General features: G+C 61.7%; 15 protein-coding genes. 14 read left to right on the forward strand and 1 reads right to left on the reverse strand.

Annotated features, from left to right (window positions below; translation table 11 throughout):
* Positions 1–56 precede the first annotated feature (56 nt).
* Together gyrA and B0G77_RS11210 are read left to right on the forward strand one after the other, a co-directional pair.
* On the forward strand, positions 57–2,648 hold the full coding sequence (gene gyrA / locus B0G77_RS11205; protein ID WP_243750971.1) for a DNA gyrase subunit A: 2,592 nt from the start codon (positions 57–59) through the stop codon (positions 2,646–2,648).
* Positions 2,649–2,766: 118 nt separating this feature from the next.
* The gene (locus tag B0G77_RS11210) at positions 2,767–3,366 is read left to right on the forward strand and encodes a DUF2059 domain-containing protein (protein WP_133662192.1); all 600 of its coding nucleotides are present in this window, start codon (positions 2,767–2,769) and stop codon (positions 3,364–3,366) included.
* Between the two features lie 27 nt (positions 3,367–3,393).
* On the opposite strand, the gene B0G77_RS43150 is transcribed toward B0G77_RS11210, so the two are convergent.
* Entirely contained in the window at positions 3,394–3,612 is a 219-nt protein-coding gene (locus tag B0G77_RS43150; RefSeq protein ID WP_166656085.1) for a hypothetical protein, read from the reverse strand.
* On the opposite strand from B0G77_RS43150, the gene serC reads away from it, so the two are divergent.
* The 12 genes from serC (at position 3,575) to rfaE1 (ending at position 16,532) form a co-directional block, all read left to right on the forward strand.
* A complete protein-coding gene (gene serC, locus B0G77_RS11215) occupies positions 3,575–4,657 on the forward strand; it encodes a 3-phosphoserine/phosphohydroxythreonine transaminase (RefSeq protein ID WP_133662193.1) in 1,083 nt (360 codons plus the stop codon). The two genes, B0G77_RS43150 and serC, sit on opposite strands and share 38 nt — an antisense overlap.
* A gap of 56 nt (positions 4,658–4,713) precedes the next feature.
* Complete coding sequence (gene pheA, locus B0G77_RS11220; RefSeq protein WP_133662194.1) at positions 4,714–5,796, forward strand: prephenate dehydratase; 1,083 nt, start codon at positions 4,714–4,716, stop codon at positions 5,794–5,796.
* Between the two features lie 62 nt (positions 5,797–5,858).
* Positions 5,859–6,977 (forward strand): histidinol-phosphate transaminase, encoded by a 1,119-nt coding sequence (hisC, locus tag B0G77_RS11225; protein ID WP_133662195.1) that lies wholly within the window; start codon positions 5,859–5,861, stop codon positions 6,975–6,977.
* Between the two features lie 44 nt (positions 6,978–7,021).
* The gene (locus tag B0G77_RS11230) at positions 7,022–7,960 is read left to right on the forward strand and encodes a prephenate dehydrogenase/arogenate dehydrogenase family protein (protein WP_133662196.1); all 939 of its coding nucleotides are present in this window, start codon (positions 7,022–7,024) and stop codon (positions 7,958–7,960) included.
* A gap of 12 nt (positions 7,961–7,972) precedes the next feature.
* Complete coding sequence (gene aroA / locus B0G77_RS11235; protein WP_133662197.1) at positions 7,973–9,277, forward strand: 3-phosphoshikimate 1-carboxyvinyltransferase; 1,305 nt, start codon at positions 7,973–7,975, stop codon at positions 9,275–9,277.
* A gap of 39 nt (positions 9,278–9,316) precedes the next feature.
* Positions 9,317–10,003 carry a (d)CMP kinase gene (gene cmk, locus B0G77_RS11240; RefSeq protein ID WP_133662198.1) on the forward strand — a complete coding sequence of 229 codons (687 nt, stop codon included), beginning with the start codon at positions 9,317–9,319 and terminating at the stop codon, positions 10,001–10,003.
* Positions 10,004–10,174: 171 nt separating this feature from the next.
* Positions 10,175–11,905: a 30S ribosomal protein S1 gene (rpsA, locus tag B0G77_RS11245; RefSeq protein ID WP_133662199.1), complete on the forward strand. Its 1,731-nt coding sequence runs from the start codon at positions 10,175–10,177 to the stop codon at positions 11,903–11,905.
* A gap of 22 nt (positions 11,906–11,927) precedes the next feature.
* Positions 11,928–12,251 carry an integration host factor subunit beta gene (locus B0G77_RS11250; protein WP_090528992.1) on the forward strand — a complete coding sequence of 108 codons (324 nt, stop codon included), beginning with the start codon at positions 11,928–11,930 and terminating at the stop codon, positions 12,249–12,251.
* A 215-nt stretch (positions 12,252–12,466) separates the two neighbouring features.
* Positions 12,467–12,760 carry a LapA family protein gene (locus tag B0G77_RS11255; protein ID WP_133662200.1) on the forward strand — a complete coding sequence of 98 codons (294 nt, stop codon included), beginning with the start codon at positions 12,467–12,469 and terminating at the stop codon, positions 12,758–12,760.
* Between the two features lie 63 nt (positions 12,761–12,823).
* A complete protein-coding gene (gene lapB, locus B0G77_RS11260) occupies positions 12,824–13,999 on the forward strand; it encodes a lipopolysaccharide assembly protein LapB (RefSeq protein WP_133662201.1) in 1,176 nt (391 codons plus the stop codon).
* A gap of 162 nt (positions 14,000–14,161) precedes the next feature.
* Positions 14,162–15,577, forward strand: coding sequence for a UDP-glucose/GDP-mannose dehydrogenase family protein (locus B0G77_RS11265; protein WP_133662202.1), 1,416 nt, complete (start codon positions 14,162–14,164; stop codon positions 15,575–15,577).
* Positions 15,570–16,532: a D-glycero-beta-D-manno-heptose-7-phosphate kinase gene (gene rfaE1, locus B0G77_RS11270; protein ID WP_133664104.1), complete on the forward strand. Its 963-nt coding sequence runs from the start codon at positions 15,570–15,572 to the stop codon at positions 16,530–16,532. The genes B0G77_RS11265 and rfaE1 overlap by 8 nt, the downstream gene beginning before the upstream one ends.
* Positions 16,533–16,590 lie beyond the last annotated feature (58 nt).

Genomic DNA, 16,590 nt, shown 5'->3' on the forward strand with positions numbered 1-16,590 from the left:
TACGGATAATGGATCAATTCGCCAAAGAGACTCTGCCAATCTCCCTTGAGGAGGAAATGCGCCGTTCGTATCTGGATTACGCGATGAGCGTGATTGTGGGGCGTGCGCTTCCCGATGTCCGCGACGGCCTGAAGCCGGTCCACCGGCGCGTGCTTTACGCGATGCACGAACTGAACAACGACTGGAACCGCGCCTACAAGAAGTCCGCGCGTATCGTTGGCGACGTGATCGGTAAATACCATCCACACGGTGACACCGCGGTGTACGACACGATCGTCCGGATGGCCCAGGACTTCTCGTTGCGATACATGCTGGTCGACGGGCAGGGTAATTTCGGTTCGGTCGACGGCGACAATGCCGCGGCGATGCGGTACACCGAAATCCGCATGGCGAAGATCGGCCACGAACTGCTCGCCGACATCGACAAGGAAACCGTCGACTTCCAGCCCAACTACGACGGCAGCGAAAATGAACCTGCGATCCTCCCCGCGCGCATTCCCAATCTGCTGATCAATGGCTCGTCGGGCATCGCGGTGGGGATGGCGACCAACATTCCGCCGCACAACCTGAACGAAGTCGTCGACGCCTGTCACCACCTCCTGAAAAACCCGGAAGCTACGATCGACGAGCTGATCGAGATCGTCCCGGCGCCCGATTTCCCGACGGCCGGCATCATCTATGGCGTCGCCGGCGTGCGCGACGGCTATCGGACCGGCCGCGGCCGTGTCGTGATGCGCGCGTTGACGCACTTCGAGGAAATCGACCGCGGCCAGCGGATGGCGATCATCGTCGACGAACTGCCGTATCAGGTGAACAAGCGTTCGCTGCTGGAGCGCATCGCCGAGCTGGTCAACGAGAAGAAGCTGGAAGGCATCTCCGACATTCGCGACGAATCCGACAAGAGCGGCATGCGCGTCGTGATCGAGCTGAAGCGCGGCGAAGTGCCGGAGGTCATCCTCAACAATCTGTATAAGGCAACGCAGCTGCAGGACACGTTCGGCATGAACATGGTCGCACTGGTCGACGGCCAGCCGAAACTGCTGAACCTGAAGGAAATGCTCACGTGTTTCCTGTCGCATCGGCGGGAGGTGCTAACTCGGCGCACTGTATACGAACTGCGCAAGGCCCGCGAACGGGGTCACGTGCTGGAAGGTCTGGCGGTTGCGCTCGCCAACATCGACGACTTCATCGCGATCATCAAGGCCGCGCCGACGCCGCCGATCGCGAAGCAGGAGTTGATGGCGCGTCCGTGGGATTCGTCGCTTGTGCGTGAAATGCTCGCGCGCGCCGAATCCGGGAACGCGTCTGCGGGCGGCCGCGAAGCGTATCGTCCGGATGGCCTGAATCCGGCGTTCGGCATGCAGGCCGACGGTCTGTACCGCCTGTCCGACGTTCAGGCGCAGGAAATCCTGCAGATGCGTCTGCAGCGCCTGACGGGCCTCGAGCAGGACAAGATCATCGGCGAGTACCGCGAAGTGATGGTCCAGATCGCCGATCTGCTGGATATTCTCGCCCGCCCGGAGCGCATTACGGCCATCATCGTCGACGAACTGACGTCGATCAAGACCGAATTCGGTGACGCGCGTCGCTCGAAAATCGAGCTGAATGCGACCGAACTGAACACCGAAGACCTGATCACGCCGCAAGACATGGTGGTCACCATGTCGCATGCCGGTTACGTGAAATCGCAGCCGTTGTCCGAATATCGCGCCCAGAAGCGCGGAGGTCGCGGCAAGCAGGCGACGTCGATGAAGGAAGACGACTGGATCGACACGCTCTTCATTGCGAACACGCACGACCATATCCTCTGCTTCTCGAACCGCGGCCGCGTGTACTGGGTCAAGGTGTACGAGGTGCCACAGGGTTCGCGCAATTCGCGCGGCCGTCCGATCGTCAACATGTTCCCGTTGCAGGACGGCGAGAAGATCACGGTCGTGTTGCCGGTGAAGGAGTTCTCGGCCGACAAGTTCGTCTTCATGGCGACCTCGTCAGGAACGGTAAAGAAGACGCCGCTGGAAGCCTTCAGCCGGCCGCTGCGCAAGGGTATTATTGCGGTCGGTCTGGACGAAGGTGATTATCTGATCGGCGCGGCCATCACCGATGGCCAGCATGACGTCATGTTGTTCTCGGATTCGGGCAAGGCCGTGCGTTTCGATGAGAACGACGTCCGTCCGATGGGCCGCGAAGCGCGCGGCGTGCGCGGCATGCAACTTGAGGACGGCCAGCAGGTCATAGCTCTCCTCGTCGCCGGCGACGAACAGCAATCGGTGCTGACCGCGACCGAAAACGGCTATGGCAAGCGCACGCCGATCACGGAGTACACGCGTCACGGACGCGGTACGAAGGGCATGATCGCCATCCAGACGTCCGAACGTAACGGTCGTGTGGTCGCCGCCATCCTGGTCGATCCCGAAGCCCAGATCATGCTGATTACCAATACCGGTGTGCTGATCCGCACGCGTGTGTCGGAGATCCGCGAAATGGGGCGTGCCACGCAAGGTGTTACACTCATCAGCCTCGATGAAGGCACGAAGCTCTCCGGCCTGCAGCAGGTAGCGGAAGCCGAGGCGGAGGGTGAGGGCGACGCCGAAGGTCCCGCAGACGGTGCCGATAGCGACACGAACGGCGAAGATGGCGGCACTGCCTGAACCATGTTCGCGGTTTGCAGGTGATGAGTGAAAGCCGCGTGAATTCTGTGTGCACGTTAGAACGTAGCAGCGCGACTCACGCGGCGGGTAGTTCGATAATTTCTCTTAGGGAGTAATGATGCAAAAACGATTCAAGCAGTTGATGTTGCTGGCAGCTTTCGTACCGACCTTTGCGATGGCGCAGGCACTTCAGACCCAGCAGGAAGCACCGGCCGCAGCGGCGGCACCGGCAGATCCGGCGAAGCAGGCTGCGATCAAGGAACTGCTGGAAGCGATAGACGCGCAAAAGCTCGTCGGCGCGATCGGCAACAGCGCACAGATGCAGGCAAAGCAACTCGTTCCGGCGATCCTGTCGGACGCACTCACCGAAAACAAGTCGCTGACGGACAAGCAGAAGCAGGCTTCCGTCCCGACGCTGCAGAAGACCGCCGTGCCGAAGCTGGTTGACTCGGCAGGCCAGGTGTTCGCGACGGACGCATTCCGCCAGGACGCCATGCAGGCTCAGTACGACGCGTACGCCAAGTACTACAGCACGCAGGAAATCAAGGACCTGACCACTTTCTACAAGAGCCCAACCGGCCGCAAGTTCATCCAGGTGCAAGACCAGGTGGGCCGCGACGTGGTGAATGGTCTGATGCAGAAGTACATGCCGCAATCGATCAAGGCAACGCGTGACCAGGCCGACAAGGAAGTCGCTTCGGTGAAGGCTCCAAAGTAATCTGGTCGAACGGGCTTTGCGGCATAGCTAGCCCGCCGGACGGGGCGTCGCGGAGTTTCCGCGAAGTTTGATCAAGGCGCCCGGGTTTGGCGGGTTGCCGGTGTCAGTGCGATAATGGTCGTTTGCGCGCACGCGCAGACGGCCATTTTCTTTTTGGGCGCGGATCCGGGCTTTTTTCTCCGCTGCGCCTGCTTCCGGGGTTTTCACGATGCGCGTCTTTAATTTCTCCGCCGGACCGGCGGCCATGCCCGAAGAAGTACTGCGCCAGGCGGCAGATGAAATGCTCGACTGGAACGGTAGCGGCATGAGCGTGATGGAAATGAGTCATCGCGGGAAAGAATTCATGTCGATCCACGAGGAAGCGCTTGTCGACCTGCGCGAACTCCTCGCAGTGCCGGCGAGCCACCGCATCCTGTTCCTGCAGGGCGGCGGTCTCGGAGAGAATGCGATCGTGCCGATGAACATGCTCGGCAGGAAGCAGAGCATCGATTTCGTGATTACCGGTTCATGGTCGCAGAAGTCCTTCAAGGAAGCGCAGAAATACGGCACCGCGCACATCGCCGCGACTGGCCAGACGGCTGATGGCTTTACGCGTGCGCCGTCGCGCGCGGAATGGCAGTTGTCGGACGATCCAGCCTACGTGCATTTGTGCACGAACGAGACGATCCACGGCGTCGAAACCTTCGAAATTCCCGATCTCGGCGATATTCCGCTTGTCGCGGACGCGTCGTCGCATATCCTGTCGCGCCCGATGGACATCGCCAAATATGGGGTCCTGTTTGGCGGTGCGCAGAAGAATATCGGCATGGCGGGCGTGACGGTCGTGATCGTGCGCGAGGACATGTTGAACCGCGCGCTCGCGATGTGCCCATCGGCATTCGAATGGAAGACCGTCGCCGAGAACAATTCGATGTACAACACGCCGCCCACGTATGCGATCTACATCGCCGGGCTCGTGTTCAAGTGGCTCAAGAAGCAGGGCGGCCTCGCGGCCATGGAAGCACGCAACCTCGAAAAGTCGAAGCTGCTCTACGAGGCGATCGATGCGAGCCGCTTCTATCTGAACAAAGTCGAGCACAAAGCGCGGTCGCGGATGAACGTACCGTTTTTTCTCGCCGACGAGTCGCGTAACGAAGATTTCCTGGCTGGCGCAAAAGCGCGCGGGCTGGTGCAGCTGAAGGGCCACAAGTCCGTCGGCGGCATGCGGGCGTCGATTTACAACGCGGTGCCGCTCGAAGGCGTTAAAGCGCTCGTCGAGTACATGAAGGAATTCGAACAGCGCAGTGCCTGATAGATCGGCGCGCGCATCCTTTTCCGCAGTTTTTTCGGCAGGGCCGTTTTTCACGCATGGACGACGAACTCAACTCACGACTCAAACCGCTGCGCGATCGCATCGATGCGATCGACGCGCAACTGATTGCGCTCCTCAACCAGCGGGCGGCTGTCGCGCTCGAGGTGGGCGAGGTCAAGAAGCATTTCAACGCACCGGTGTTTCGCCCGGAACGCGAACAGCAGGTCATCGCGCGTTTGCAGGGCATGAGTGATGGCCCGCTCGCCGACGACCACATCAGCGCGATCTGGCGCGAAATCATGGCAGCCAGCCGCGCGCTCGAAAAGCCGATTCGCGCGGCGTATCTGGGGCCGGTAGGTACCTATAGCGAGCAGGCGATGCACGAATACTTCGGTCAGTCGATCGAAGGTCTGCCGTGTCCGTCGATCGACGAAGTATTCCGTTCGGTCGAAGCCGGCGCAGCCGAATTCGGTGTGGTGCCGGTCGAGAATTCGACCGAAGGTGCGGTCTCGCGCACCCTGGATCTTTTGCTGCAGACGCAGCTTGTGATCGGCGGCGAGCTTGCCCTGCCGATCCATCACAACCTGCTGACACTCAACGGGGGGCTGACGGGCGTGACGCGCGTCTGCGCGCATGCCCAGGCGCTCGCACAATGCCAGCGCTGGTTGTCGACGCATGCGCCGCATCTCGAGCGCCAGGCCGTGTCCAGCAACGCCGAAGCCGCGCGCATGGCCGCGGAAGATCCCACCGTTGCAGCCATTGCCGGCGATCGCGCTGCGACGCACTACGGCTTGCAGGTCGCGTACTCGCTGATCCAGGATGACCCGCATAACCGCACGCGCTTCGTGATGATCGGCAAGGAGCCGTCTGGCGTGAGCGGCTACGACCAGACGTCGCTGATCCTGTCGGTGAAGAACGAGCCCGGCGCGCTCGTCAAGCTGCTCGAGCCGCTCGCGCGGCACGGCGTGTCGATGACGCGTTTCGAGTCCCGTCCGGCGCGTGTCGGGACTTGGGAGTACTACTTCTACATCGATATCGAAGGCCATCGCGACGATGCGGCAGTGGCCGTTGCACTGGCCGATCTCGAGAAGAAGGCGGCCTTTCTGAAGATTCTCGGCTCGTATCCGCGCGCGCGTTGATACGAAGCCGGTCCAACGCTCAATCCCATACGCCAACTGGCATCGTCGATCTGGAGTCACTCATGACAGCGCAATTCGGTCCTTCCTATGTCCGCGCAATCGCGCCTTACGTCGCCGGCAAGCCGATTTCGGAAGTTGCCCGCGAGTTTGGCCTCGATGAAGCGAACATCGTGAAGCTCGCGTCGAACGAAAATCCGCTCGGCATGCCCGAGTCGGCGAAGCGGGCGATCGCGCAGGCGGCGAGCGAACTGGGCCGTTATCCGGATTCGAACGCATTTGAACTGAAGGCTGCGCTCGCTGAGCGCTACGACGTGCCGGCCGACTGGATCACACTCGGCAACGGCAGCAACGACATTCTCGAAATCGCGGCACACGCGTTTGTCGAGAAAAACCAGGCGATCATCTATTCACAGTATTCGTTTGCTGTCTATGCGCTCGCTACGCAAGGTCTGGGCGCGCGCGCGATCGTTGTGCCCGCCGTGAAGTACGGCCATGACCTCGACGCAATGCTGGCCGCCATCACGCCGGACGCGCGTCTCATCTTCGTCGCGAATCCGAATAATCCGACCGGCACGTTCATCGATGGCCCGTCGCTCGAGGCGTTCCTCGACAAGGTGCCGCGCGATGTCGTCGTCGTCCTCGACGAGGCCTATACGGAATATCTGGCACCGGAAAAGCGCTACGACTCTATTGCGTGGGTGCGGCGTTATCCGAATCTGCTCGTGTCGCGTACGTTCTCCAAGGCGTATGGTCTGGCCGGATTGCGTGTCGGGTTCGCGATTGCCCAGCCTGAGCTGACCGATCTCCTGAACCGTCTGCGTCAGCCGTTCAATGTGAACACATTGGCCCAGGCCGCGGCGGTCGCTGCGCTCAATGACAAGGCGTTCCTCGAAAACAGCGCTGAACTCAATGCGCAGGGCTATCGTCTTCTGACTGACGCGTTCGACCGGCTCGGCCTCGAGTATGTGGCTTCCGGCGGCAACTTCGTGCTGGTGCGCGTCGGCAATGAGGACGGCGCGGGCAACCGCGTCAACGTCGAATTGCTGAGACAGGGCGTGATCGTGCGGCCGGTCGGTAACTATGGTTTACCGCAGTGGCTGCGTGTCACGATTGGCCTGCCTGCCGAGAACGCGGCGTTCCTCGCGGCGCTCGAAAAAACGCTGGCGACTGCATCGGCCTGAACGGCCGGACCCAATAACGCGCGCTGTAGAGGCGCGCTTTTTCTGTGACCGCTGTGGCCGCATTCTCTTTCAACAAGCTGGTGATTCTTGGGGTCGGGCTGATCGGCGGATCGCTCGCCCGCGCGTTGCGTGAGCGGGACGGCGTGGCGGGTGCCCGTGAGGTGATCGGCGTCGGTCGCTCGCCTGCGTCGACCGCGCGGGCGCTCGAACTCGGCGTCGTCGACGGCGCGGCGTCGCCAGGCGACGACGCGGCAATGCGCGCCGCGCTGAGCGGGGCGGACCTCGTGCTGCTCGCGGCTCCCGTTGCGCAGACCCTTGCGTTGCTGGAGCGTATCGCGCCGTTTCTCGATGACGCCACTATCGTGACCGATGCTGGCAGCACGAAGTCCGATGTCGTCGCGGCGGCTCGCACGGCGCTTGGCGCGCGAGTGAGGCAGTTCGTGCCGGGGCACCCGATCGCGGGCCGCGAATCGAGTGGCGTCGATGCCGCGCTGCCCGACCTGTACGTCGATCGCAATGTCGTGCTGTGCGCGTTGCCTGAGAATCCTCCGGAGGCCGTCCGGCGTATTGCCGCCATGTGGGAGGCAGCCGGTGCCTGTGTGCACGAGATGTCGGCGGAGCAGCATGATCGCGTGTTCGCAGCGGTGAGCCATTTGCCGCACGTGCTGTCGTTCGCGCTGGTCGAACAGATTCTCAATTCGCCGGATGCCGCACTGAAGTTTTCGTTTGCTGCGGGCGGATTTCGCGATTTCACGCGGATCGCGGCATCGAGCCCTGAAATGTGGCGCGACGTCTGCGTGGCCAACCGGGCTGCGTTACTCGATGAACTCGACGCCTATACAGCGGTGCTCGCGCGCCTGCGCGCGTCGATCGAAGCCGCCGACGGCGCCGCGCTCGAAGCCGTCTTCGCCCGTTCGCGCGTGGCGCGCACGGAATGGCAGGAGCGCGGCGCGAAGATGTCTGCCGGCGACGCCTCGAAATAACAGGACACACTCATGGACTACCTCGATCTCGGACCTTATACCCGTGCGTCCGGCACGGTCCGCCTGCCCGGTTCGAAGAGCATTTCGAACCGCGTGTTGCTGCTCGCTGCGCTCGCTGAGGGCGAAACGACGATCACCAACCTGCTTGATTCCGACGACACCCGCGTGATGCTCGCCGCTCTCGAACAACTCGGCGTGAAGCTGAAACGTGACGGCGACACCTGCGTCGTGTCCGGCACGCGGGGCGCGTTTACTGCGCGCACCGCCGACCTGTTTCTCGGCAACGCCGGTACAGCGGTCCGTCCGCTGACGGCGGCGTTGGCGGTGAACGGCGGCGACTATCGTGTGCACGGCGTGCCGCGGATGCATGAACGGCCGATTGGCGATCTGGTCGACGGCTTGCGGCAGATCGGCGCGAAGATCGACTACGAGGCGAACGAAGGCTATCCGCCGTTGCGGATCCGCCCCGCGAAGATTGCCGTCGACGCGCCGATTCGCGTGCGCGGCGACGTCTCGAGCCAGTTTCTGACGGCGTTGCTGATGACCCTGCCGCTCGTCAAGACGGAAAGCGGCGTGACGACGGTCGAAGTGGCCGGCGAACTGATCTCGAAGCCGTACATCGACATCACGATCAAGCTGATGGCGCGCTTCGGCATTGAGGTGGAACGCATCGGTTGGGAGCGTTTCACCGTCCCGGCTGGGCAGCGTTATAAATCGCCCGGCCAGATCATGGTTGAGGGCGACGCGTCGTCGGCATCGTATTTTCTGGCTGCCGGGGCGCTGGGTGGTGGCCCGTTGCGCGTCGAAGGCGTCGGACGGGCGAGCATCCAGGGCGACGTTGGCTTCGCGACGGCGCTCATGAAAATGGGGGCGAATGTCTCGATGGGTGACGACTGGATCGAGGTGCGCGGCGTGGGCCATGATCACGGCAAGCTTGAACCGGTCGACATGGACTTCAACCTGATCCCGGACGCTGCCATGACGATCGCTGTTGCCGCGCTCTTCGCGGATGGCACCACGCGACTGCGCAACATTGCGAGCTGGCGAGTCAAGGAAACCGACCGGATTGCCGCGATGGCGACCGAACTGCGCAAGGTCGGCGCGAAGGTGGAGGAGGGCGAAGACTACCTCGTCGTCACGCCGCCCGCCAGGCTGACGCCGGGCGCCGCTATCGATACCTACGACGACCACCGGATGGCCATGTGCTTCTCGCTGGTGAGCCTGGGTGGCGTGTCCGTGCGGATCAACGATCCGAAATGTGTCGGGAAGACCTTCCCCGACTATTTCGATCGATTTACCGCGCTTGCGAAACCCTGAACCTGATTTGACCTACCTGATTCGACGCGCGACTTTTAGATGAAACCGATCCGTCCCTTTCACCAGACGCCCGTCATCACGATCGACGGCCCGACTGCCTCCGGCAAAGGCACCGTGGCCGCTCTGGTCGCCGCGCATCTCGGCTTCCACCTGCTGGATAGCGGCGCGCTGTACCGGCTGGCTGCACTCGCCAGCCTGCGCTACAACATCCCCGCGGACGACCCAGAAGCGCTTGCAAATCTGATCAACGATCTGCATATCACATTCCGCGAGGGCCTCGCGCAACTCGACGGCGTTGATGTATCGACGGAAATCCGTCAGGAGGAGATCGGGAATCGGGCCTCGGCGATCGCCGTCCATGCACCCGTGCGGGCCGCGCTGGTGGCTCGTCAGCGGGCCTTTCGCAAGGAACCGGGGCTTGTCGCCGACGGCCGCGACATGGGGACGGTGATCTTTCAGGACGCCGTGCTGAAGGTGTTTTTGACGGCCAGCGTCGAGGCTCGCGCCGCCCGGCGGCATAAGCAATTGATCCAAAAAGGTTTTTCTGCTAATATAGATGACTTGCTTCGGGATTTGCGTGAGCGCGACGAACGCGATAGTCAACGGGCGGCCGCGCCGCTCAAACCCGCAGCGGATGCGAAGCTTCTCGATACCTCGGCGCTATCGGTCGACCAGGCGGTCGACCAGGTTGTTCAGTGGTTCCAGACCGTCAGTGTCAAAGCGTGATTGAAATCAGTGCGATTGAAGTCAGGCAGTAGATGTACAAGCTGTAGTGAAGTTATACCGTAGGTGCTCCGCGATGGTTGTGGAGCGTGTTTTAACCCCTTAACCCCGCGTGGTATTTGTTCCCTTGCCGAACTCGCTGGCCATTTCGGTCAGCCTGGCAGCGCGAACACCATGCAAATTCTGATTTTTATGTCCGACCTGCAAACCTCTACCCCGAATACCGAATCTTTTGCGGCTCTGTTCGAAGAGTCGCTGACCAAGCAGGACATGCGCGCTGGCGAAGTGATCTCCGCCGAAGTCGTGCGTGTCGACCACAACTTCGTGGTTGTTAACGCTGGTCTCAAGTCCGAAGCCTACATCCCGCTCGAAGAGTTCCTGAATGACGCGGGCGAGGTAGAAGTGCAGGCGGGCGACTTCGTTTCCGTGGCGATCGACGCGCTGGAAAACGGCTATGGCGACACCATCCTGTCGCGTGACAAGGCGAAGCGCCTGGCTTCGTGGCTGTCGCTGGAAAAGGCCCTCGACAACAACGAACTCGTGACCGGCACGATCACGGGCAAGGTCAAGGGCGGCATGACCGTCATGGTCAACGGCATCCGCGCGTTCCTGCCGGGCTCCCTCGTCGACACGCGTCCGGTCAAGGACACGACGCCGTACGAAGGCAAGACCCTGGAATTCCGCGTCATCAAGCTCGACCGCAAGCGTAACAACGTCGTGCTGTCGCGACGTGCCGTGATCGAAGCCACCCAGGGCGAAGAGCGCGCAAAGCTGCTCGAAACGCTGAAGGAAGGCGCGATCGTCGAAGGCGTGGTCAAGAACATCACCGACTACGGCGCGTTCGTGGACCTCGGCGGTATCGATGGCCTGCTGCACATCACCGACATCGCATGGCGTCGTGTGCGTCACCCGAGCGAAGTGCTGTCGGTTGGCCAGGAAGTTACCGCGAAGATCCTCAAGTTCGACCAGGAAAAGAACCGCGTTTCGCTTGGTATCAAGCAACTGGGCGACGATCCGTGGGAAGGCATCTCGCGCCGTTATCCGTCGGGCACGCGCCTGTTCGGCAAGGTCACCAACATCACCGACTACGGCGCATTCGTCGAAGTTGAATCGGGCATCGAAGGCCTCGTTCACGTGTCGGAAATGGACTGGACGAACAAAAACGTTGCACCATCGAAGGTTGTGCAACTGGGCGACGAAGTCGAAGTCATGGTTCTCGAAATTGACGAAGACCGCCGCCGTATCAGCCTCGGCATGAAGCAGTGCAAGCCGAATCCGTGGGACGACTTCAGCCGCAACTTCAAGAAGGGCGACAAGCTGCAAGGCGCAATCAAGTCGATCACCGACTTCGGCGTCTTCATCGGTCTGCCTGGCGGCATCGACGGTCTGGTTCACCTGTCGGACTTGTCGTGGAGCGAAACCGGCGAAGAAGCTGTTCGCAAGTACAAGAAGGGCGACGAAGTGGAAGCGATCGTGCTCGGCATCGATGTCGAGAAGGAACGCATTTCGCTGGGTATCAAGCAGCTCGAAGGCGACCCGTTCAGCAACTTCGTTGCAATGAACGACAAGGGTTCGATCGTCGACGGCGTGGTCAAGTCGGTGGACGCGAAGGGTGCAGTGGTTACGCTGTCGGCTGACGTCGAAGGCTACCTGCGCGCTTCGGAAATTGCACAAGACCGCGTGGAAGATGCGCGCAACGTGCTGAAGGAAGGCGACAAGGTCAATGCGATGATTATCAACATCGACCGCAAGTCGCGCGGCATCAACCTGTCGATCAAGGCCAAGGATTCGGCCGAACAACAGGAAGCGATCCGCGGCCTCGCAGCCGACACGAGCTCGGCAGCAACTGGCACGACGAACCTCGGCGCGCTGCTGAAGGCCAAGCTTGACGGCCAGAACCAGTAAGCCTTAAGGGGTCTGCTGCAGTATGACCAAATCGGAATTGGTCGCCCAGCTGGCTACGCGATTTCCGCAGCTTGTTCTTAAAGATGCGGATTTCGCGGTGAAGACGATGCTTGACGCGATGTCGGAGGCGCTTGCCAACGGTCATCGCATCGAAATTCGTGGCTTCGGCAGCTTCGGCCTGAACCGTCGTCCTTCCCGCGTCGGGCGTAATCCGAAGTCGGGTGAGAAGGTACTGGTACCGGAGAAGTACGTACCGCACTTCAAGCCAGGCAAGGAATTGCGCGAGCGTGTTGATGGCCGTGCGGGCGAGCCGTTGAAAGCCGAGTCGCCGGACGACGATCTGTGAGATTGAGCAGCGTCGTCGGCGGCCAGTGCCAGACGGCAAAAAAGACCAGAAAAGCGCCTGCGGGCGCTTTTTTTTTCGCCTTTCGCTTTTTCCCCGTTCGCGCCTCACGGGGAACGCTTCATTTACAATACGGGTCACTTCGGCGCGGGCAACACCGTGGCGCGACGCGCCATCAGGCCGGCGTCATCCCGCAACTGCCGTCAAGAGACCTATACATGAAATTTATCGTCTGGTTGATCCGCGTTCTGGTGTTCGTGCTGCTGCTGGTGCTCGCGTTCGCCAATACGCAACCCGCTACGCTGAATTTCGTCGGTGGTTTCGTCTGGACAGCGCCATTGATCATGATCGGCCTCGCATTTTTCGTGGTGGGGTTACTCGCCGGGCTGGCTTCGTCGATTCCGGCGATGTTTCGGTTGCGGCTCGAAAATGGCCGCCTGAAGCGTGAGCTACGTGTCGCGCGCGAGACGCCGGTGGTTGTCGAAGAACCGCCGCTGCCTCCGCTGATCTAATTTTCTTCCTGCCGCGCGTATTCGTGCCCGCCGGCGCCTGCCTCTTACTTCCGAACAAATCGCATGGATCTGGATTTCTGGTGGCTGCTCGTCATACCCGTCGCGTTCGCTTTCGGCTGGATGGCGGCGCGTTACGACCTCAAGGCGCTGCTGTCCGAAAGCGCAAGTCTGCCGCGCTCGTATTTTCGCGGGTTGAATTTTCTGCTCAACGAGCAGCCGGACCAGGCCATCGATGCGTTCATCGAAGTCGTCAAGCTCGATCCCGAAACGATCGAACTGCATTTTGCGCTGGGTAACCTGTTCAGGCGTCGCGGCGAGACTGACCGGGCAATTCGCGTTCATCAGAACCTGCTGGGCCGGGCGGATCTGCCGGTCAACGCGCGCGACCACGCATTGTTCGAATTGGGGCAGGACTTTCTAAAGGCGGGTCTGCTCGATCGCGCCGAGGAAACGTATCGCTTGCTCGAGTCGGGCGACTACGCGCTCGGCGCGCAACGCGCACTGTTGACGATCTACGAGATCGAAAAGGACTGGAACAAGTCGATCGATACCGCTCGACGCCTTGAAACGATGGGCGCGGCTTCACTGGAGAAGGAAGTCGCCCAGTTCCATTGCGAGCTGGCTCAGGAAGCGTTGCAGCAGAAGAATCCGGATGAAGCGCGCCGGCAGCTCGAACTGGCGCTGAAGGCGAATCCGCAGAGCGTGCGCGCGACGATCCTGTCCGGCGATGTCGATACTGCGGGCGGCGCGCAGGAAGCGGCCATCGTCCAGTGGCGACACGTCGAGGAGCAGAATTCAGCCTACCTGCCGCTCGTCGCAGAGAAGCTGATGAAAGCGTATCAGGCACTCGGTCGCGCGGAAGAAGGTGCGGATCTGCTGACGACATGGGTTGACCGCTATCCGTCGAACGATCTGCTGGACGTCGCCTATCAGTATGTTGCGTCGCTGCGCGGGTCGGACGCGGCGCATACCCTGGCGCGTACGCAGATGCAAAAGTCGCCGAATCTGGCGGGGATGACGCGGCTGCTGGAGGCGCAGCAGGCGACTGCGGAAGAACCGCGTCGCAGTGAGCTGGAACTGATGCGCACGCTGATCCGCCAGCGAACCAAGAATCTGCCGCGCTACACGTGCCAGAATTGTGGTTTTCGGGCGCGTCTTTTCTACTGGCAGTGTCCGGGCTGCAGCGGTTGGGAAACCTATGCTCCGCGCCGGGTCGAGCCGATTACCGCGTCGAACTGAGGGTGACATGCAGCATTTGATGACTAGTGCTGCGTCGATATGTGCCTTGCGCGGCGCTTAGCACTTGTTCAGCCGCTGCCAGCCTGTCGACGCACCGCATAGAACCATAACTACCGGATTCGCCAACCGAGTCCATTACCGGAACACACTACCGGAGCGCGTATGAAAATCACTATTATCGGCACGGGCTACGTTGGCCTCGTCACGGGCGCGTGCCTTGCCGAAATCGGCAACGACGTTTTCTGTCTCGACGTCGATCCGCATAAGATCGAAATTCTCAACAACGGCGGCGTGCCGATCCACGAACCGGGTCTGCAGGAAATCATCGCGCGTACCCGGGCGGCGGGCCGCATCACGTTTTCGACCGACGTCGAAGCGAGCGTCGCGCACGGAGAAGTTCAGTTCATTGCGGTCGGTACGCCGCCCGACGAAGACGGCTCCGCGGATCTGCAATACGTGCTCGAGGCGGCACGCAAGATCGGCCGCTTCATGACCGACTACAAGGTGATCGTCGATAAATCGACGGTGCCGGTCGGGACGGCGCAGCGCGTGCGCGCCGTAATCGACGAAGAACTCGCAAGGCGTGGTCTCCCCGACAGTGCGCAACATGCGTTTTCCGTGGTTTCGAATCCCGAGTTCCTGAAGGAAGGCGCGGCGGTCGACGACTTCATGCGCCCGGATCGCATCGTTCTCGGTAGCGACGACGACGAAGCCGGCATGCGTGCCCGCGAAAAGATGAAGCGCCTGTACGCGCCGTTCAACCGCAATCACGAACGCACGCTGTACATGGATGTCCGTTCGGCCGAATTCACGAAGTATGCGGCCAACGCCATGCTGGCCACGCGTATCTCGTTCATGAACGAGATGGCGAACCTCGCGGATCGCGTCGGTGCGGATATCGAAGCAGTGCGTCGCGGTATTGGCTCGGATCCGCGCATCGGCTACCACTTCCTCTACGCCGGTTGCGGCTATGGCGGTTCGTGTTTCCCGAAGGACGTACAGGCGCTGATACGCACCGCAAGCGAAACGGGCCCGGGGCTGCGCATCCTCGAAGCGGTCGAGGAAGTGAACCACGAGCAGAAGGAAGTGCTCGTGCGCAAGATTGCGAAGAAGCTCGGCGACGATCTGACTGGTCGCACCTTCGCTGTGTGGGGTCTCTCATTCAAGCCGAACACCGACGACATGCGCGAGGCCCCGAGCCGGTGCGTGATTGCGGATCTGCTTGCACGCGGCGCGACCGTGCGCGCGTATGACCCGGTCGCGGTCGACGAAGCACGTCGCGTCTTCAGGCTCGATCTGGCTGACGCGCCTGAGCAGATCGCGCGTCTGCATTTCGCCAGCACGCAGGATGAGACGCTCATCGGTTCCGACGCACTGGTGATCGTCACCGAGTGGAAAGAGTTCAAGAGTCCGGATTTCGTGCATCTAAAATCGGTGCTAAAGTCGCCGTTGATCTTCGATGGCCGCAACCTTTACGAACCCGAGGCGATGACCGAACTGGGCATCGACTACCACTCGATTGGACGTCCGCATGTCGAACTTTCCGAATCTGCGCTCAGCGCCTCAGCCAATGCCTGAGATTGCACCGCCGATCCCCGAGGTTGGAGCTGTGCCGCGCGCGCGGCTCGCAGGCGCGCGCGTTCTGGTTGTCGGCGACGTGATGCTGGACCGTTACTGGTTCGGCGACGTGAACCGCATTTCCCCCGAAGCACCGGTGCCGGTCGTGCATGTGCAGAGGCAGGAAGACCGTCTCGGCGGCGCGGCGAATGTCGCACGAAACGCCGTGGCGCTTGGTGCGCGGACGGGGCTGCTGTGCGTGGTCGGTTATGACGAACCGGGCGAGAGCATCGTCAAGCTGCTTGGCGAAAGTGGCGTGCACGCGCACCTCGAACGCGATCCCGCATTGCTCACCACGATCAAGCTGCGCGTGCTGTCGCGCCAGCAGCAGCTGCTGCGCGTGGATTTTGAAAACACCCCGGCACACGAGATCCTGCTGGCGGGCCTTGCCCGTTTCGATCAGCTGCTTCCGTCGCACGACGTGATCCTGATGTCGGATTATGCGAAGGGCGGTCTCACACACGTCACGCGGATGATCGCGAAAGCGCATGAGGCCGGCAAGCCGGTGCTGGTCGATCCGAAGGGTGACGACTGGGAGCGCTACCGTGGCGCAACGCTTATCACACCCAACCGCGCCGAGTTGCGCGAAGTGGTCGGCCAGTGGAAATCGGAAGAAGACCTGCACGCCCGTGTGGCGAAGCTGCGTGAGTCGCTTGCGTTCAAGGCGCTTCTCCTGACGCGCTCGGAAGAGGGCATGACGCTCTTCTCCGACGAGGGCGTTCTACACGCCTCGGCCGTTGCGCGCGAAGTGTACGATGTGTCGGGCGCGGGTGACACCGTGATCGCCACGCTCGCCGTGATGCTCGGCGCCGGACTGTCGCTCGTCGAGGCGGTCGCGCTGGCGAATCGCGCGGCCGGCATCGTGGTCGGCAAGCTCGGTACCGCCACCGTCGACTACGACGAACTTTTCCAGTGATATCGCGCGCCGCTTCGCGTTCCTTCGCGACGCGAGCGGTGTGCACCCGTTGAACCCC

It is taken from the genome of Paraburkholderia sp. BL10I2N1 (genome assembly GCF_004361815.1).
Classification (GTDB): domain Bacteria; phylum Pseudomonadota; class Gammaproteobacteria; order Burkholderiales; family Burkholderiaceae; genus Paraburkholderia.